Here is a 19033-nt window from a genome sequence, read left to right as displayed (position 1 = left end):
AAACAAGGATAAGCCGGTATTTCCCTTTAAGCCGCGGCCGCCATCCGGATGCTTCCAGCCCCCAATGTCCCAGATCCGCCCGCTTATCCCGCTTCTCGTCACCGCAGGCATTCTCATCGGCGGTAACGGTTTGCAGGGGACTTTCATTTCGCTGCGCGCGCTCGAGGAGGGATTCTCGACCTCGCTGATCGGCCTTGTCGGCGCTGGCTACAATATCGGCTTTGCCATCGGCTGCATCTATGTCACCCGCATCCTTCGGGCAATCGGCCATATCCGCACGTTCTCGGCGATGGCCGCGATCGCGTCCGCGACGGCGATCTCGATGGTGCTGCTCATCGACCCGTGGTTCTGGTTCCTGATGCGGCTTCTTGCCGGAATCTGTTTCGCGAGCCTTTTTGCGACGGTCGAAAGTTGGCTGAACGCCAGCGTTACCAACGCCAACCGGGCACGCACGCTTTCCGTTTACCGGCTGGTCGACCTCGGCTCCGTCACTGCCGCACAGTATGTGATTCCGGGTGTCGGTATCGGCGGGTTCGAGCTTTTCGCAATCATCTCGATGGCGCTGACACTCTCGCTCGTGCCGATATCCTTTGCCGACCGGTCAAGTCCCGTGGCCCCGGAAGCGATCCGATTCGACGTCCGGGCGCTGTGGAACATCTCCCCGCTCGCGACGGTCGGCTGTATCGTCGTCGGCCTTACGAACGCGGCCTTCCGCTCGCTGGGGCCGATCTATGCCCAGGGCATCGGCCTCTCCGTCACCGCGATCGCGACCTTCATGAGCGCGGGCATCATCGGCGGCGTGGTGCTGCAATATCCGCTCGGGCACTATTCAGACCAGGTCGACCGGCGCCTGATCATCCTGATCGCCACGCTTGGCTCGCTTCTGGCCGGACTTTTTCTCGCCTTCGGCGCAGGCAGCGACGAGTGGCTGAATTTTGCCGGCATCTTCGCCTTTGGCGCCTTCGCGATGCCGCTCTACTCGCTCTGTTCGGCGCACGCCAACGACCATGCGGCCGAGGGGCAGCATGCGCTGGTCTCCGCAGGCATGCTCTTCTTCTGGTCGCTCGGCGCGATCATCGGCCCACTCTTCGCCTCCTTCATGCTCGACCTCTTCGGACCGCAGGCGCTCTTCACCTATACCGCCGCAATCCTCGCCCTTTTCATGCTCTACACGCTCCGGCGCATGACGGCACGCGGGCCGGTCCCGGCGGAAGAGCGCGCGATGCCGTTTCGCAATCTCCTGCGGACGTCGTCCTTCTTCAACAAGCTTGCCGGCGGTCAGCAGCGAGAGGACGCGCGGTAGCGACAGCTGCGGCAAGATGACCTTTCGGGCGAATTGCTGATTATGAAAATCAGGTTTAGAAACGCTCCGATCGCTTATCCGCACCACGGGACGTCATGATGCCGATGTTCAGCCGCCGAACGTTTCTCCAGGGCTCGGCCGCGCTTGGAGGCGCTTTCGCCTTGGGTGCCGGCGTTGCCGCACGCGCCGTCGCCTCTCCCGATCCGCAAATCCTGGCGGCGCAATTCGCGGATGTGAGGATCGCAGCCGATGGCGTGACGCCGAAAATCATGACCTACGGCCTTGATGATGCCCCCCACGGCGGCATGCCTCCGGTCTTAAGAATGCGCAAGGGAGAAGCCTACGCGGCAAGACTGGTGAACCATCTCGACGAACCAACCACGGTCCATTGGCACGGCTTGAGGATCGCCAATGCGATGGACGGCGTGCCGGAGATAACCCAGCCCTACGTCTATCCCGGCGACACTTTCGACTATGTCTTCACGCCGCCCGATGCGGGCACGTTCTGGTACCACCCGCATTGCAACACGCTCACACAGATTGGACGGGGGCTCGCGGGCGTTGTCGTGGTCGAGAACCCCGAGGACCCGGTCTTCGATGCCGAAATTGTCCTCAATCTCCGTGACTGGCGGCTCGGCGCGGGCGGCAAGTTCATCGATCCGTTCAAGCCCCGCGATGCGGCGCGGGGTGGCACCTACGGCACGGTAAGGACGACGAACTGGCAGCGCCAACCGACCATTGAGGGGCCTGCCGGCGGTCTCGTCCGGGTGAGGATTGCCGCCACCGACGTCACGCGCATCTACACGCTGGCGCTCGAAGGCGCGGCGGCGAAGGTAATAGCCCTCGACGGCAATCCCGTCGAAGATCCCTTCCCGCTCGATCGCATCGACATCGGGCCGGGGCAGCGCGTCGATCTCGCCGTCCGAATGCCGGAGAGCGAGGGCCAAGGAGCAACGCTCGGCAATTTCCGCGGGTCGCAGCCCTGGGCCATCGCAACGTTCCGGGCGGCCGGAACCTCGCTGAAGCGCGACCTGCGCGACATCGCTCCCCTGCCCGCCAATCCGATTGCGGAAGCCGACCTTTCGACGGCCAAACGAATACCGATCGACCTGACGGCGACGGCCGAACACAAGGCGACAGCCTCGATTTGCGGCTCGCTCGGCTATACCTTCTGGGCAATCAACAAGGTTCCGTGGCCGGGAGACACGCCGGATCCGATCGCGCCGATCGAGGAACTGAAGCTCGGCAGGAGCTATGTGCTGCAGATTTCCAATCGCACGCCGCACGCGCATCCGATCCATCTGCACGGCCTGAGCTTCCGCATTCTCACCTCCAACAAGCGGAGCTTCCTGCTGCCCCCGACGGACACAATCCTGCTCCTCCCGGACGAACAGGCGGAAGTAGCGCTGGTTGCGGACAACCTCGGCGATTGGGTGATCCACTGCCACATCATCGAACATCAGAAGACCGGCATGACCGGATATTTCAAGGTGGTCTGACAATTTCGATTGTGACAACAGCCGCGAAACGATACACGGAGGGTAAGCCGCATTTCCGCCACAGTGATTAAAAACCCGATGATTCAAACGACAGTAGATTTAGAGGCCGCCTGCAAACAGTTGGCCCAGTCAAGTTATATTACGATCGACACTGAATTCCTGCGCGAAACAACGTTCTGGCCGGAGCTTTGCCTTATCCAGATGGCGAGCCCCGATCTCGCCGTCATCGTGGACCCGATGGCGCCTGGAATCGACCTCTCGCCGTTCTTCGAACTCATGGGCAATTCGGACGTCGTCAAGGTCTTTCACGCAGCCCGCCAGGACATCGAGATCATCCATCATCTCGGCAACCTTATTCCACATCCGCTCTTCGACACCCAGGTGGCGGCAATGGTCTGCGGCTTCGGCGACAGCGTCTCCTACGACCAGCTGGTCAACCGCATCAAGAACGAGCAGATCGACAAGTCTTCGCGCTTTACCGATTGGAGCCGCCGACCGCTCACGGACAAGCAGCTCGACTACGCACTCGCCGACGTCACGCATCTGAGGGATATCTACCAGTATCTGACAGCAGAGCTCGCGCGCGAGGGCCGCTCGTCGTGGTTGGCCGAGGAGATGGCGATCCTGGAGAGCCGGGAAACCTATGACCTCCATCCGGACAATGCCTGGCAGCGGCTGAAGATGCGCGTCAAGAAGCCGATCGAACTGGCGGTCCTGCAGAAGGTGGCGGCCTGGCGAGAACGCGAGGCGCGCACGCGCAACGTTCCGCGTGGGCGGATACTCAAGGACGATGCGATCTACGAGATCGCGCAGCAGCAGCCCAAGGATGCCGAGGCGCTGGGACGGCTCAGAACCGTCCCCAAGGGGTGGGAACGCTCCAACGCAGGCACGGCCGTCGTCGAGGCCGTGAACGAGGCACTTGCGATTCCGAAACCGGAACTGCCGCGCCTGCCCCGCCAGAACCATGCGCCCGAGGGTGCTGCTGCAGCGGGCGAAATGCTGAAGGTCCTTCTGAAGCTCATCGCCGAAAAGGAAGGCGTCGCCGCGAAGATCATCGCCAATAGCGAAGACCTCGACCGCATCGCCGCCGAAGGCGAAAAGGCCGATGTCGCGGCGCTGAAAGGCTGGCGGCGCGAGCTCTTCGGCGAAACAGCGCTGAAGCTCATCAACGGCGAGGTGGCCCTCCGCTTCGTCGACAAGAAGATCGAAGCGATGGAAATCGGCGGCTGAGAGCGAGCGGATCGCCCATCGCAGTTGTTGCCCCTCACCCTAACCCTCTCCTGCCGTCAGGGAGAGGGGACTTGGGCAGCGCAACATTCCCCTTCTCCTCGTCAAAACGCCGAGAAGTCGCGGCAGCGGAATGAGGGGGCGAACGCGGAAAACGACTCATGCAAACGGACGGTGCCTCTGGGGCCAGGAGCCTTCCGTTTGAATCCGGCACCGGCGAAGACAAAACCCGAGGCTGATCCCAAGATCAGGTGTCTCAACGCATTGCGGACCGGCGTCCGATCCGCGATTGTCCTGTGTATTTTCCGATTCCGAGGCCTCCGTAAATGCGCTGGCGATTCTCCACGCTCGAGTTGATCCTGCTGCTCCTTGTCGTCGCCGGCAGCGGTGTGGCCTATGCCTGGGTCGTTTACGGCGACGGCGGCCTGATCGGTGCAACCTATGCGCTATTCAGTTGCATGCCGATCCTCGCCTTCGAACGGCGCATCATTTTCCGGCGCCTTTACAGGAAGATCCACGGCCTTGCGACGCCGGGCTTTCTTCTCTCTTCCATTGCGGTCTATTTCGCGCTCGTCAATGTCGGCTTTGCGGCCGCAGGCTTGCTGCTGCGACTGGCGGGCCATCCCGGGGAGATGATCCCATCGCTGAACGTGCTCCTCGTCGCACTGGCAATCTCCGGTCCGATCATCTTCGTCTTGCGGGTACGGGAACTGCTTGGCCGCGACGTCTTCCTGAACCTGCTCACCGGACGCTACCGCAAGCCGATTCAGGAAGAGCGCGTGTTCCTTTTCGTCGACCTCGCTGGCTCCACGTCCTTCGCGGAGCGGTTCGGCGATCTCAAGACGCAGGAATATCTGGGAAGGGTCTTTGCCACCATGGCCGATCCGGTGCTGCGCTATGGCGGCTCGATCGACGACTATATCGGCGATGCGGCGGTGATCACCTGGCCGTTCGACCGCGCCATTGCCGACGCCGCCTGTATTCGTTGCGTGTTCGACATTCTTGACCAGATCGACGCGGATGCTCACCGGTGGCGCAAGGAATACGGCGAGGTTCCGAGCCTTCGCGCCGCATTGCATGGCGGAACGATCGTTGCCGCCGAGATCGGCGTCGACAAACACAAGATCACCTATTTCGGCGACACGGTGAACACCACGGCGCGCCTCGAAGGCTTTTGCCGGACCTTCGATCGCCAGGTTCTGATTTCTTCCGACCTTCTCAGACGGATGCGGCTGCCGGCCTTCGTGCGCAGCGAAGACCTCGGCGAACAGGAGGTCAAAGGCCGCGGCCAGAAACTCGGCGTTTTCGCTCTTCGCGTTGGCGGCCTGACGCACGGCGGGGCAAAGTCTTCCGCCGAAGCTAACCGTGTAGCTTTGCCCCCTTCGTGATCTTGTCGACGAGCTTCTTCTCCGCGTGGATCGCGATGCCCGCCACCTTGGCATTATCGGGCGCTGATCTCGAAAAGACTTCCCGGTTGGCTGCGTCGTGCCCGGTCGAGAACATTTCGTCGACGTAGAGCGACGTGCGAACCTGCCTTTCCAAAGCGCGTCGCTGAATGTTGCCAAGGGTGATCCCGTCTGCCGACAGCACGATGATCGGCTGGATGCTGAGCGCGTTATAGATATTACCGGCAGCATCGCGATATGCCTCGCCGATAACCTCCGGCTTCTGCCCGACGATGCCCGTCGCGAGAAAGGCGGTGACGTTCAGCTTCTGCCATAGGGCGAGGTCGTCCCGCAGGATGATTGCAAATTTCGTCTCGAACATTTGTGACCACTCATCTCCATTCTTCCCGACAATGCTAACGCCCGAAGCGGCTGCCGATCTTGAACGTTCGAGCAGGATGCCAATGTCATCAAAGCTTCATCGGGCTGTCAGACAAGCATCAACCAGCCGTCATCAAAGGCGCCTATCGGGGACCGGTCTCAGACCTCCAACCCATGGTGAACTTCATGACGAAAGTACTTTTCGCCTCCGCGGCGCTGATTCTCGTGATGGCAGCGACGGCGCACGCCGGGGAGAAAGCCTTTCCGGCGACGCTGAAGGCGCATGCCGTCCTTCCCGCCAACACGATCATTGCAGCGCCGGCTGACGCGGCGGATTATCTCAAGACCTCGGGGAAATTCACGACCGCCGACCGGAAGCGTGCCGTGGAGCTCGGCAGCGTGGCCGGCAAGGACGGCGTTCGCCCGACCGGATTGTCGCTGCCTTTCAACGGTCAGCCGATGCAGGGCTTTTCCGGCATCAAGACGATGCCGGACGGTACCTTCTGGAGCCTTTCCGACAATGGTTTCGGCAACAAGCTGAACTCGACCGACGCCATGCTGATGCTTCACCAAGTGAAGATCGACTGGGACGCCGGCAAGGTCGAAGCGCTGCAAACCGTCTTCCTGTCCGACCCCGACCGCAAGGCTCCCTTCCCGATCGTCATGGAAGGCTCGGCCAACCGCTATCTCACCGGCGCCGATTTCGATGTGGAATCGATCCAGCCGGTCGCCGACGGCTTCTGGGTCGGTGAAGAGTTCGGTCCCTCCATCCTGAAATTCGACACGGCCGGCAAACTGACCGATATTGTCCCGACCGTTGTCGACGGCAAATCGGTCATGTCTCCTGACAATCCCACACTGACCCTGCAGGCGGACCCGTCCAAGAAAATGCCGGCCTTCAACCTGAAGCGTTCCGGCGGCTACGAGGGCCTGGCTATGTCCAAGGACGGCAGCAAGCTTTACGGCCTGCTCGAAGGGCCGATCTGGACCGACAATGAATCGGTCGAGCAGGCAGAAGGCAGGCCGGCGCTGCGGATCATCGAACTCGATGTCGCGAGCAAGGCTTGGACCGGGCGCAGCTGGCTCTATCCGCTCGCCGAGGGCGGCGAGGCGATCGGCGACTTCAATATGCTCGACGAGACGACCGCGCTGGTCATCGAGCGTGACAACGGGGCCGGCACTGTCGAGAAGGCGTGCGCAGACCCGAAGGATCCGAAGCCCGACTGCTTCGCGGTTGGCTCCAAGCTCAAGCGCCTCTACAAGATCGAGATGACCGACGAAAACGCCGGCAAGGCCGTGCGCAAGATCGGTTACATCGACCTCCTCAAAATCGCCGATCCGGAAAACCGGAAGCGTCAGGGCGGCGGCGACGGCTACTACGACATGCCTTTCGTCACCATCGAAAATGTCGATCGCGTTGACGACGCGCATATCATCGTCGGCAACGACAACAACCTGCCCTTCTCCGCCGGCCGTGCCATCGACAAGGCCGACGACAATGAGTTCGTGCTGCTCGAAGTCGGCGAGTTCCTGAAAGCCGAATGATCCGAAGGCGGCTGCGCGATCGAAGCGCAGCCGCCTCTCCGCAGGCTGCTGCCTTGGCTGGTCAGTGCTCGAAATGGAAGGTGAGCTTCTTTCCCGTCAGTTTGCTGAGTTGCTGGAGACGGCCGTCCAGCCGTTCGCCCTCGAAGTCGGAATAGGCCGCCGGGATGACGAATTCCAGGTCGACATCCGGGCGCGGCGATCGCCGCAAGCCAAGATGGCGCGTTACACCCGGCATCGATGCTGAGAAAAGATAGGCGACGCGCAGGAGCCCGCCCAGCAGTTTGGCGAGTTCCAGCAACCGCGGCGTCGTGATCCCCGCGAGGGGCTCTGTGGCGCCGTCGTCGTTGAGGCCTTCGAAACGGTAATAGTTCGCGAGCGCGATATAGGCCCGGCCGGCATGCGTAATGCCGGAAAAGGACGAATGCGCAATGATGTTCAATGCCTGCAGGCCGCGATAGTCCGGATGGGCACGCCAACTGATGTCGGCGAGCAGGCAGGCGGCCTGGCGGTATCGGCTTTCCTCTTCCGTCTCCTCCACACCGAAATGCGGCACCATGCGCCCGGTCCATTCCGCAAGTTCGCGCGCATGTTCCGGCGAGCGGGCACGCAGGATCGCGATCTCGTCGGCGGCCGTCAACAACGGGTCCTGCACACGCTCGGCCTCGGAAAGCAGTGAGAAAAGATAACCTTCGCGGACGCCGAGCGCGGAGAAGGAGATCCGCTCCGGCTTCATGATCGAGAGCGCTTCGTGCATCGTCACGGCGCCGAAGGGCAGCAGGCTGCGGCGGCTCTTCGAGATCGTCGCGTAGGCGGCAGGTTTGATGTTCTTCGGCTCGATCACCTCCAGAAGGAGAGACATCGCCTCGTCGTAGGAAATCTCGTAGCCCTGCATCATATGCAGGGGATAGTCGCGCGCTTCCATATGAAGCTTGGCGATGGATCGCCATGTACCGCCAACGGCATAGAACGTGCGTCCCGCGCCGCCCTTCAGTACGGCCGCGTCCCTCATGAACTTGCGCACCCATGTCCGTGCCTTGGGTAGCGAACCATTGCTGTGTTCAAAGAGACGGATGCCGCCGAGCGGCAGGGTAATGCCTTTGCCGATGCGCTTGCCGTCGACGTCGACAAGCTCGAGGGAACCGCCGCCGAGGTCACCAACGATCCCGTCAGGATCGTGATAGCCGCTGACGATGCCCATGGCCGAGAAATAGGCCTCCTCTTCGCCGCTGAGGATGCGAACCTTGCATGCGAGGATGGCCTCGGCCTTTTCGATGAAAGACGGGCCGTTGGAGGCTTCGCGCGCGGCGGCCGTCGCCAGCGCGTACATCGTGGTGGCGCGCGCCTGATCGGACAGCGCGCGAAAACGGTGCAAAGCCCTTAGAGCCCGCTCGACGTTCTCCTCCGCCATCCGGCCGGTCGCATCGATGCCCTTGCCGAGACCGCACATCACCTTTTCGTTGAAAAGAACCGCGGGCGAACGGCTCAGCCCCTCGTAAATGACAAGGCGAATAGAGTTGGAACCGATATCCACAACGGAGACCGGGCGGATGCCGGGCAAACGCCCCTGCGCTTCAGATTCTACCATGCAATTCCAGTTTACTTGCGCCAACCGCTTTTCCAGCCGGCAATCAGCTTTGGTGCACTGGATTTCAGAGCCTCACCCCGACCCGAGAGGCTGGGATTGGTCATGAAATAATGCTGCGCATTGAACGGTTCGGCATCCTTGCCGACTTCCATGCGACGCGACGTGCCGTCCGGAAGGATCTCGTAGCTCTGCTGGTTGTCGATGAGATTGCCCAGCATGATCTGCGAAAGAACCTGTTCGTGCACAGTCCGGTTGATGAGAGGCACAAGCGTCTCGACCCGCCGGTCCAGATTGCGCGGCATCATATCCGCCGAGCCGATATAGACAAGTGCATTTTCGGACGGAAGGCCATGACCATTGCCGAAGCAGAATATGCGCGAATGCTCAAGGAAACGGCCGACGATCGACTTGACGCGGATGTTGTCGGACAGGCCAGGCACCTGCGGACGCAGGCAGCAGATGCCGCGCACGACGAGATCGATTTCGACGCCAGCGCGACTGGCCTCGTAAAGCGAATCGATGATTTCCGGATCGACAAGCGAATTCATCTTCATCCAGATCGCAGCAGGACGGCCTGCCTTTGCATGCCCGATCTCTTCCTCGATATGCTTGAGGATTCGCGGGCGCAGCGTGTGCGGAGAGACCGCCAGCTTCATACCAGCTTCCGGCTCGCCGTAGCCGGTAATGAAATTGAAGATATTCGCCATGTCGTGGGCGATCACCGGATTGCAGGTGAAGAACGACAGGTCGGTGTAGATCTTGGCGGTGACCGGGTGGTAGTTGCCGGTGCCGAGGTGGCAATAGGTCCTGAGCTTGCCCTCTTCACGGCGCACGACCATCGACATCTTGGCATGCGTTTTCAGTTCGATGAAGCCGAAGACGACCTGAACGCCGGCACGCTCCAGGTCGCGCGCCCAGCGGATGTTCGCCTCTTCATCGAATCGCGCCTTGAGCTCAACAAGCGCCGTCACGGACTTGCCGGCTTCCGCGGCGTCGATCAACGCTCGCACGATCGGGCTGTCGTTCGATGTGCGGTAAAGGGTCTGCTTGATTGCGAGCACGTCCGGATCGCGCGCCGCCTGCAGCAGGAACTGGACCACGACATCGAACGATTCGTAGGGGTGATGGACGACCATGTCCTTTTCGCGGATCGCTGCCAGGCAATCGCCCGCATGTTCGCGCACACGTTCTGGAAAGCGCGGATTGTAGGGCTCGAAGCGCAGATCTTCGCGCGGCGCCTTGGTGATTTCCGAGAGCGTGTTGAGCGCAAGGAGTCCGGGCAGAACCGCGATGCGGTTTTCCGGGACCCCGAGTTCCTGTACCACGAACTGGCGCAACGACGCGGGCATCTCGGAGTCCGTCTCGATGCGGATCACCGAACCACGACGCCGGCGCTTGAGCGCCGTCTCGAAGAATCGAACAAGGTCTTCTGCTTCTTCCTCAACTTCGATATCGCTGTCACGAATGATGCGGAAGGTGCCCGAACCCTGCACCTCGTAACCCGGGAACAGGCGGTCGATAAACTGGCTGACCACGTCCTCGAGCGTGATGTAGCGGATGACGTTCTTCACGTCCGGCAATCGGACAAAACGGTCGAGCGCTACCGGAAGGCGCAACAGGGCCGTCATCGGCTCGCGGCCCGTCTTGCTGACGAGCTGGAGCCCGATCGAAAAGCCGAGATTGGGGATGAACGGGAAGGGATGCGCAGGGTCGATCGACAGCGGCGTCAGCACCGGGAAGATCGACTGGTCGAATTCGTTGGCGAGCCAGCTGCGATCCTGCGCGGACAACGAAGCGGGGCGAACGATGAGGATGTCTTCCTTCGCTAGATATTGCTGCAGCACGGCGAGCGACGCCTGCTGCTCCATCTGAAGATTGTCGATTTCCTTGAGGATATCGTCGAGCTGTTCGGCCGGCGTCTTGCCGTCGGGGCTGCGAAGGACAATTCCCTGACGCACCTGACCTTCGATACCGGCGACGCGAACCATGAAGAACTCGTCGAGGTTGGCGGCCGAAATCGACAGGAAGCGCACACGCTCCAACAAGGGATGCGCCGTGTTCAGCGTCTCCTCGAGGACACGGCGGTTGAATTGAAGCCAGGAGAATTCGCGATTGATGAACCGCTCGGGACTCGCCAGGAGGTCTATCTGCTCCGCAGGCGCCTCAAGTTCAGTGATTGCAGACGTCGCGTTATCCATGCCCATCAGACCCCATTACTCAAACTGCACGAGCTACCCCACTTTGACGACGGAACTGTGACAGTCAATCGGACTGGCGGGGATTTCCAAGCTCTGCCAGCACCTCCGCCGCCAGGCTGCGTGTCAGCCGTGTGCCACGGGCCAGCGCCAGGTGATCCAGTCGCTCGACAATCGTCTGGGCGGCTTCCAGCGAGCGCTCCATGCGCGCCACGATATAACCGACGAGGCGCTCATCGACGAAAAGCTGGCGGTCGGCGAAAAGCTTGACGAGCACCTGCGTCAACAGCTCGTCGTCCGGCTCGCCGATTTCGACGACCGTCGCAGCCTTCAGGCGCGAGCGGAGATCAGGAAGCGTCACCGGCCACGACATGGGCCACAGGCGTGATGTCATCAGCAACGCGGTGCCGTGCTGGCGCACACTGTTGATGACATGGAAGAGCGCTGTATCGTCAAATCCCTGGCGATCGGCATCCTCGAAGAGAACCGACTTGCTCGCCGCAATATCGGCCGCATCAGAGCCGGCGACAGGATGAATCGCCTCGGCTCCCGCCTTTTCCCGCCAAATGCTGGCGAGGTGCGACTTTCCGGAGCCGACCGGCCCGGCGATGATGACCACCGGCGATGGCCAATCGGGCCAATGGTCGACGATGGCGATGGCCGCGCTCAGCCGGTCGGAAACGAGCAGATCCTCGCGGCCGGTTGCCGGATCATGGCCGAAGGTGAGCGGCAATTGTTCGAACGGACGTCTTGTCATGCTGTACTCTGGACAATGGCGTGACTCAGCCGGGTTCATGGCCTTCCGGCTGCTTCTTCGCGGCTGTCCTATGCCCGTGATAGAGATCACTATCAAGGTACCGCTGTATGCCGAAGCGAACAAGGACCCCGATAGCGGCGGCGGCGGGCACGGCGACGAGAAGGCCGACGAAGCCGAACAGGGCGCCGAAGGCAAGCAGCGCGAACATCAGCCAGACAGGGTGAAGACCGACACTCTTGCCGACCAGTTTCGGCTGCAGGATGTTGCCTTCGAGGAACTGTCCACTGAAGAAGATAACCAGGACCAGCAGGATCATAATATAGTCCGGCCAGAATTGGACGAGCGCCACGCCGACAGCCAGCACGAGCCCCACCATCGAACCGACATAGGGGATGAAGCTTATCATGCCGGCGAAAAAGCCGATCAACAGCCCGAAATTGAGGCCGACAAGCGAAAGGCCGATGGCATAGTAGAGACCGAGGATGATGCACAGCGAACCCTGGCCGCGGACGAAGCCGGCAATCGTCGTGTTCATGTCACGGGCGATCTGGCGGACGACGTCGACATAGTCGCGCGGCACCCAGCTGTCGACCTTGTCGACCATGCGATCCCAGTCGAGCAGCAGATAGAACGCCACGACCGGAGTGATCACGAAGAGCGAAAGGATGTCCAGCAGCGCCATGCCGGAGTTCCACAATTGCTGGAACAGCGTGCCGAGGAAGCTTGCACCCTGTTCAAGCAGCTTGGCCGAATTCTGCTTGATCGCCGTCATCTGCCCCGCAAGCCAGTCCGGAAGCAGCGTCGATTGGCTATCCGTGATGAAGGCCTGAAGCCTGGCAATGTAGTCAGGCATCTTCTGAATGAAGTCGGCCGCTTGCGTGAAGATCAACGGGATGACGATCATCAGCGACAGCGCCAGGACGACAACAAAAGCGACAAGAATGACGATCGTCGCCATCAACCGGCTGAGGCCCAGACGCTGCAGCCGGTCGGCGACCGGATCGAGGAAATAGGCGAGTGCCATGCCGGCGAGGAACGGCAGCAGGATCGAACTGAAGAGCGTCAGGAAGGCGATGAAGCCGCCGAGCACCAGCAGCCAGAAGACGACCTGGCGCTTGAGACTCACACTGCTGACCTGACTGCCCATGGCGCTCCCCGTACCGCGTCGGGCGCAAGCGCGCCTCGCGTTCCATCCATGTGGACGAGATAGGGCGCGGCGCGCGCGCAGGTCAACCCCGGCGCCATTCAAACAGGGGAAATCGCCCCTCGCCGGTCGAAACGCGGTGGGGATGCGGGCAAAACGGCAAAAAAAGGCGGCAAGCACCGGCTGTTGGCTTGCACTCCTTGTCCCGCCGTGCCAATCGCATCCGCAATATGCGACGAGCCTTGGAGAATGAGCATGAGCCAGTCGGGCAAGAACGGCCTCACCTATAGCGACGCAGGCGTCGATATCGATGCCGGCAACCTGATGGTGGAGAAGATCAAACCCCATGTGCGCTCCACGCGGCGCCCGGGCGCCGATGGCGAGATCGGCGGTTTCGGCGGTCTCTTCGATCTCAAGGCTGCGGGCTTCACCGATCCGGTTCTGGTGGCCGCGAACGACGGCGTCGGCACCAAGCTCAAGATCGCGATCGATGCCAACAAGCACGACACCGTCGGCATCGATCTCGTCGCCATGTGCGTCAACGATCTTGTCGTACAGGGCGCGGAACCGCTGTTCTTCCTCGACTATTTCGCGACCGGCAAGCTCGATCCTGACCAGGGTGCCGCGATCGTCGCCGGGATTGCCGCTGGCTGCCGCGATGCGGGCTGCGCGCTGATCGGCGGCGAGACGGCCGAGATGCCGGGCATGTATTCCGGCGGCGACTACGACCTCGCCGGCTTCGCCGTCGGCGCGGCCGAGCGCGGCCAACTGCTGCCGGCGGGCGACATTGCCGAAGGCGATGTCATCCTCGGCCTCGCCTCCTCCGGCGTGCACTCGAACGGCTATTCGCTGGTGCGCAAGATCGTTGCGATTTCGGGACTGGCCTGGGACGCGCCCGCTCCCTTCGGCGAAGGCACGCTTGCCGATCTCCTGCTGACGCCGACCCGCATCTACGTGAAGCCGCTCCTGAAAGCGATCCGCGAGACCGGCGCCATCAAGGCACTGGCGCACATCACTGGCGGTGGGTTCCCCGAAAACATTCCGCGCGTTCTGCCGAAGCACCTCGCCGCAGAGATCGACCTTGACGCGATCAGATCGCCGGCCGTCTTCTCCTGGCTCGCCAAGACCGGCGGCGTTGCCGCCAACGAGATGTTGCGGACGTTCAACTGCGGCGTCGGCATGATTGCCGTCGTTCCGGCGGCGGAAGCAAAAAAGGTCGCGGCGGTACTTACCGGCGAAGGCGAGACGGTCTTCACGCTCGGCCGCATGGTCGCGCGTGTCGAGGGCGCCGCGGGCACGATCTACAAGGGCAGCCTCTCTCTATGAGCACGACTACGGCTAAGAAACGGGTCGTCGTCTTCATTTCCGGCGGCGGCTCGAACATGCTTTCGCTGGCAAAGGCAGCGGCGGAGCCGGACTTTCCAGTTGAAATCATCGCCGTGATCGCCGACAAGGCGGAAGCCGGCGGCCTGGCCAAGGCGGCAGCCCTCGGCATCCCGACATTTTCATTCGTCCGAAAAGACTTCGTCAGCAAGGAAGCGCACGAAGCCGCGATCCTCACCGAGCTTGATCGGCTTCACCCGGACATCATCTGCCTCGCCGGTTACATGCGGCTGCTTTCGGCAACGTTCATACAGCGTCACGAAGGCCACATCCTCAATATTCATCCGTCGCTTCTGCCGCTGTTTCCCGGGCTCCACACGCATCAGCGAGCGATCGATGCCGGCATGAGGCTTGCCGGCTGCACGGTTCATTTCGTGACCGAAGGCATGGATGATGGCCCGATCATCGCGCAAGCCGCGGTCCCGATCCTCGCCGGCGACACGGCGGAAACACTCGCCGCGCGCGTCTTGACCATCGAACACAAGACCTATCCGATGGCGTTGAGGCTCGTCGCCGAGGGCAAGGTCGAGATGAAAGGTGGGCGCGCCGCGAGTCATGCGGTCGGCGAGGCTTCGGGAATGCTCATTTCTCCTGCTATCTGACAGCCATTGCGGAATGCGAGCGTCACTTCGCCGCCGCGAGGCGGCGGTCGAGTGCGTCGAGCACGCGGCGCGTCAAGGTGGGATAGTCCTCGTCGAAATGGTGACCGCCCTCAATGGCGACCACGTCGACGCCTGACGATTTCAGGTCCGGGCAAGCGTCGTCGTCCTCTTCGGTACCGTAGATGCATTGGACAAGCGACGGGTCAATCGCCTTGATGTCATCGACCGGATCGCCGGCGTCTCCCTCACCCTTGGCGCCGAGCCAGCCGAGGACGGAAATCTTGAAATCGGCCTGATGCGAGAGTGCCATGAGGGTGACCTGGCGCACGCGCGCTCGATCGGCTGACGGAAGCAGGTTGTAGGTGCGCGGCAGGATATCGGCACCGAAGGAGTAGCCGATCAGCAGAACGTTTCGGACATTCCAGCGCTTACGATAGTAGGTGATGATCCTCGCCAGATCGTCGGCAGTCGCCTTCGGCTGGCGCTCGGACCAGAAATAGCGCAGCGAATCGACGCCCACGACCGGCACGCCCTGCTGCTGCAGGACGTTGCCGACCTCCCTGTCGATATCCCGCCAGCCACCATCGCCCGAATAGATCGCGGCCATGGTGTCGCGCGCGGGCTTCGCGTCGAGGATAGTCAGCGGAAGCCCGAAAGGGTTGTCGCCTTCTCCGCTCTCAGCCAACAATCCGGAAAGCGCATTCGAAAGCGCCGTATAGGCGTCGTCCCCCGTGTCTCGGATTCCGATCTCCGGATGTCTAGCGATGAGCGTGGTCAGATGATCCCGTCCTTCGGCGGAAGCGGCGGGAGAAAAGGCGACTGTCACTGGGTCGGGCAAAGATCCGTCGGTCAGGCCATAGACCATGCGGTCGCCCTTTCGAACCTTCTCGGCCGGCGTACAGAGCTGCTTCGTCAATGCAATACCCTCTTCGGGATCGACTGCAAGCGTTTGACCAATGGTCGCGGCTGGAGATTGCGCAGCGATCGCCAGCGCCATCGCCCCGCCGGCGCCCACGCCCGCGACGACCGGCGGCTGATAGGCGCCGCTCTTGGCAGCGCGCTGGACCTGCTGGCTCAGCGATTCGATATCCGAGACCGTGTAGATGCAGTTGCCACCATCCTTCGCGAGCGAAGCCAGATAGGTCTTGAGGTCGATGCCGATGACCACCGCCTTTTCGCTTGCAAGCGCCCGCGCGACCCGCTCTTCCTTCGCGGTCCACCCGGCGGCATCCGAAAGGAGCACGACAACCGCAGAAGCTTTTTCCGCGGGGAACAGGATATGCGGCGACGGGATCATGCCGGTGGCGAAATTTTGCGCGTTCTGGGCTGACGAGGAAAAGGACGCTGCCGCTGCAATCAGCACGGCCGAAAGGACGGGCTTCCAGGTTTTTCGTATGCCGGTCATTTCCTTATCACTCCCTTGAGGCCGCCGCCGATGAGAAACGTTGCATCCATCAACGCCAGGATCGGATTTAAACCGCCGCTCGCCACAAGGTAGCGCGGCTGCCAGCGCGGGTGGAACTTGGACTTGAAGGCGCGCAGGCCCTTGAAGTTGTAAAAGCGTTCGCCGTGCTCGAAGAACGCCCGACCTGCCCGATCCCACACTGGCGCCACCCGGCGGGAAGACATGCCCGAGAGCGGCGCCATGCCGAGATTAAAGCGCCGGTAGCCTTGCGTCTTGAGGAATTCCATCAGTTGCACGAACAGGAAGTCCATCGAACCTTTGGGAGCATCCGGCGAGAAGCGCATCAGGTCGATCGACCCCTCCTCCTTCGTCACGGTCGTGAGAATGTTGGCGAAAGCGACGATGCGCCCGGCGCATTTAAGGATAGCGACAGGCTGCTCAGCCAGATAGTCGGGATCGAAGGCTCCGAGGGAAAAGCCCTTCTCTCGTGCGCTGTGATGTGCGAGCCAGGCGTCTGAAACTGCCGCGAGCTCCGGCAGAATCCCCGCTACTGCCTCGGGCTCGACGACGGTGAATTCCAGTCCGTCGCGCTGACCACGGCTTACCTGCTGGCGCAGGTTTGCCCATTTTCCGCCCTTCAATTCGAACCGTGTCAGATCGACCTCGGCGAGTTCGCCAAGTCGGAACGCCCGTAAGCCGGCATCCGCATAATAGGCGAGCCCCAGTGGCGAAACCTGGTAGAAAACTGCCCTGCAGCCATTGGCGCGGGCGGTCTCTATGAACTGCCAGATGAGATCCGGCCAAGTCTCCACCGGGCCAACGGGATCGAAAAGGGCGATCCAGGAACGTGCCCGCCGGCCGTACATGATAAAGGCACGACCGTCGGAAGAGAACATGACGCTCTTGTCGCCCATCCGCACGAGATTGGCATCCGACATGTCCTGGTTCTCGACAATGGCGATCGCCCGCTCCAACGCCTCCTCCGAGGCAGGCTCCACTGCTGTCGTGGCCGGGCGCATCAGGCTCCAGATGGCGATGGCGCTCGCCCCAACCGTGACACCCAGGAAGGCGCGAAGTCCGCGCGGCGCTTCGGCGGAAAACTCGAACTGCCACCAGAGCTCGTGGCTATACTCGATATCGCGATACACGAAGAGCAGAACGACGAATGCCCCGAGGCAGATAACCCCGATAGCCGTCAGCCACGGCAGCGTCAGCGCCTGACCGAACAGCGACGCAGGGCGGACGAAAAGCCGGCGGCTGACAAGCAGGCCGACGATGAAGAATGCGAGCATGCCGGCTTCCATCAACGCCACCGCCTTCAGCAACGACAGCAGCAGCGCCGCGACCGCGATCACGATCGAGGCCCACCAGGCGCCGTCGAGGCGCAGCGCCAATCCCCGCGCTACGATGACCAGTACCAGTCCGAGCAGGCTCGCGAGGAAATGCGCGCCTTCGACAAGTGGCAGCGAGACATAGCTGGAAAGGAACGCCAGGTTCTCGCTAGGCGTCGGCGTCACGCTCGACAGCACCAGCATGATGGCGAGCACGAGTGCGAGCGTTGCCAGAAGCAACGGAGCGATCCGGCCGCCTATGCGGCGCATGCTGGAGGCCGCAGGACGGCCGGCGAGCTGACGAACTTCCATGCCGATGATCACGACAATCGCGATCAGCAGCGGCAGCACGTGATAGATCAATCGGTAAAGAACCAACGCGCCGAGAATTGTATCGACGTCAGCCGCACGGCCGAGCGTCGCCACTATTACCGTTTCGAAGACGCCGAGCCCTGCCGGCACGTGGCTCAGCACGCCGATGCCGACCGCCAATGAATAAACCGCCAGGAAGGCCGGCCAGCCAATTGTTCCCGATGGCAACAGCACGTAGAGAACGGTCGCGGATGCGGCAAGATCGAGCGCTGTTACCAGGAACTGACGGGAGGCCGTTCTGGAGTCTGGCAGGCGCAGGGTTATGCCGCCGACGCGGATCTCATGGCCGTCGCGTGCCAAGATAAAGGCGGTTAACAGGACGCCTAACACGATGATGGCGATGATCCGCAGCCAGAACGGTTCAAGCCCAGTCAGCGGAGCCACGTATTCGCCGACGGTGAGCACGCTGATGCACGTGACGGCGGCAAGACCAAGCCCGAAGGCAAGCGTCACGAACGCGACGACGCGGGCTATCTGTTCCGGCTCCAGGCCGAGCCGGGAATAGGACCGGTAGCGGATCGCGCCTCCGCTCAAAGGTCCGAAGCCGGCTGTGTTGCCGACGGCATAGGCACAGGCGGCCGTGAGCGCGATATCCGCATAGGGTAGCTTGAGCTTGACGTAGTCGAGCGCGGCGACGTCGTAGAAGGTTAGCGCAAGAAAGCTCAACGCCGTGAACAGAACTGCTGCGACGATCGAGATCCAACGCGTCTCGGCCAATGCGGACACGACGTCGTCGTAATGCACCTCAGCGGTCAGGTGAAAGATGGCGGCTCCAAAGAGCGCAATTACGAGAAGCGTGCCGACGGCGGAAAGAGAGCGCTGATTGCGCCTCAGAAACGGCCGCCACCCCGCTTCGTTCCTTTGCTCTTCATCGACTTCAGGCTCTGAGGCAGAGGGGGAGATCATGGCTCGCCCGTGT

Annotated in this window: 14 protein-coding genes; 7 read left to right on the top strand and 7 right to left on the bottom strand. The window is 61.9% G+C overall.

Features of this window, described 5'->3' with window-relative positions:
- The first annotated feature begins 64 nt into the window (after nucleotides 1-64).
- The 4 genes from QN224_RS06050 (at nucleotide 65) to QN224_RS06035 (ending at nucleotide 5417) form a co-directional block, all read left to right on the top strand.
- Nucleotides 65-1303 (top strand): MFS transporter, encoded by a 1239-nt coding sequence (locus tag QN224_RS06050; protein ID WP_283975921.1) that lies wholly within the window; start codon nucleotides 65-67, stop codon nucleotides 1301-1303.
- 98 nt (nucleotides 1304-1401) lie between these two features.
- Nucleotides 1402-2802, top strand: coding sequence for a multicopper oxidase family protein (locus QN224_RS06045; protein ID WP_283975920.1), 1401 nt, complete (start codon nucleotides 1402-1404; stop codon nucleotides 2800-2802).
- Nucleotides 2803-2880: 78 nt separating this feature from the next.
- On the top strand, nucleotides 2881-4032 hold the full coding sequence (rnd, locus tag QN224_RS06040; protein WP_283975919.1) for a ribonuclease D: 1152 nt from the start codon (nucleotides 2881-2883) through the stop codon (nucleotides 4030-4032).
- A gap of 323 nt (nucleotides 4033-4355) precedes the next feature.
- The gene (locus tag QN224_RS06035; protein ID WP_283975918.1) at nucleotides 4356-5417 is read left to right on the top strand and encodes an adenylate/guanylate cyclase domain-containing protein; all 1062 of its coding nucleotides are present in this window, start codon (nucleotides 4356-4358) and stop codon (nucleotides 5415-5417) included.
- On the opposite strand, the gene QN224_RS06030 is transcribed toward QN224_RS06035, so the two are convergent.
- The gene (locus QN224_RS06030) at nucleotides 5389-5796 is read right to left on the bottom strand and encodes a DUF2000 family protein (protein ID WP_283975917.1); all 408 of its coding nucleotides are present in this window, start codon (nucleotides 5794-5796) and stop codon (nucleotides 5389-5391) included. The two genes, QN224_RS06035 and QN224_RS06030, sit on opposite strands and share 29 nt — an antisense overlap.
- A 185-nt stretch (nucleotides 5797-5981) precedes the next feature.
- Between QN224_RS06030 and QN224_RS06025 the strand changes: the two genes are divergently transcribed.
- Nucleotides 5982-7340, top strand: coding sequence for an esterase-like activity of phytase family protein (locus QN224_RS06025; protein WP_283975916.1), 1359 nt, complete (start codon nucleotides 5982-5984; stop codon nucleotides 7338-7340).
- A gap of 61 nt (nucleotides 7341-7401) precedes the next feature.
- Here the strand turns inward: QN224_RS06025 and ppx are convergent, their stop codons facing one another.
- The 4 genes from ppx to QN224_RS06005 form a co-directional block, all read right to left on the bottom strand.
- Entirely contained in the window at nucleotides 7402-8925 is a 1524-nt protein-coding gene (ppx, locus tag QN224_RS06020; RefSeq protein ID WP_283975915.1) for an exopolyphosphatase, read from the bottom strand.
- A gap of 11 nt (nucleotides 8926-8936) precedes the next feature.
- Nucleotides 8937-11123 (bottom strand): RNA degradosome polyphosphate kinase, encoded by a 2187-nt coding sequence (locus QN224_RS06015; protein ID WP_173510343.1) that lies wholly within the window; start codon nucleotides 11121-11123, stop codon nucleotides 8937-8939.
- Between the two features lie 64 nt (nucleotides 11124-11187).
- Nucleotides 11188-11877 carry a DnaA regulatory inactivator HdaA gene (hdaA, locus tag QN224_RS06010; RefSeq protein ID WP_283975914.1) on the bottom strand — a complete coding sequence of 230 codons (690 nt, stop codon included), beginning with the start codon at nucleotides 11875-11877 and terminating at the stop codon, nucleotides 11188-11190.
- Between the two features lie 25 nt (nucleotides 11878-11902).
- Entirely contained in the window at nucleotides 11903-13024 is a 1122-nt protein-coding gene (locus QN224_RS06005) for an AI-2E family transporter (RefSeq protein ID WP_173510345.1), read from the bottom strand.
- Between the two features lie 252 nt (nucleotides 13025-13276).
- On the opposite strand from QN224_RS06005, the gene purM reads away from it, so the two are divergent.
- Both purM and purN read left to right on the top strand, forming a co-directional pair.
- The gene (purM, locus tag QN224_RS06000; protein WP_283975913.1) at nucleotides 13277-14347 is read left to right on the top strand and encodes a phosphoribosylformylglycinamidine cyclo-ligase; all 1071 of its coding nucleotides are present in this window, start codon (nucleotides 13277-13279) and stop codon (nucleotides 14345-14347) included.
- Nucleotides 14344-15006: a phosphoribosylglycinamide formyltransferase gene (gene purN, locus QN224_RS05995; protein ID WP_283975912.1), complete on the top strand. Its 663-nt coding sequence runs from the start codon at nucleotides 14344-14346 to the stop codon at nucleotides 15004-15006. The genes purM and purN overlap by 4 nt, the downstream gene beginning before the upstream one ends.
- 22 nt (nucleotides 15007-15028) lie before the next feature.
- On the opposite strand, the gene QN224_RS05990 is transcribed toward purN, so the two are convergent.
- Together QN224_RS05990 and mprF are read right to left on the bottom strand one after the other, a co-directional pair.
- Entirely contained in the window at nucleotides 15029-16411 is a 1383-nt protein-coding gene (locus QN224_RS05990) for an AcvB/VirJ family lysyl-phosphatidylglycerol hydrolase (RefSeq protein WP_283975911.1), read from the bottom strand.
- Nucleotides 16408-19020 (bottom strand): bifunctional lysylphosphatidylglycerol flippase/synthetase MprF, encoded by a 2613-nt coding sequence (gene mprF, locus QN224_RS05985; RefSeq protein WP_283975910.1) that lies wholly within the window; start codon nucleotides 19018-19020, stop codon nucleotides 16408-16410. The genes QN224_RS05990 and mprF overlap by 4 nt, the downstream gene beginning before the upstream one ends.
- Nucleotides 19021-19033: the final 13 nt, after the last annotated feature.

Source organism: Sinorhizobium sp. 7-81, from assembly GCF_030124405.1.
In the GTDB taxonomy this organism is placed as follows: domain Bacteria; phylum Pseudomonadota; class Alphaproteobacteria; order Rhizobiales; family Rhizobiaceae; genus Sinorhizobium; species Sinorhizobium psoraleae.
This window is presented reverse-complemented; position numbering and strand designations above follow the sequence as displayed.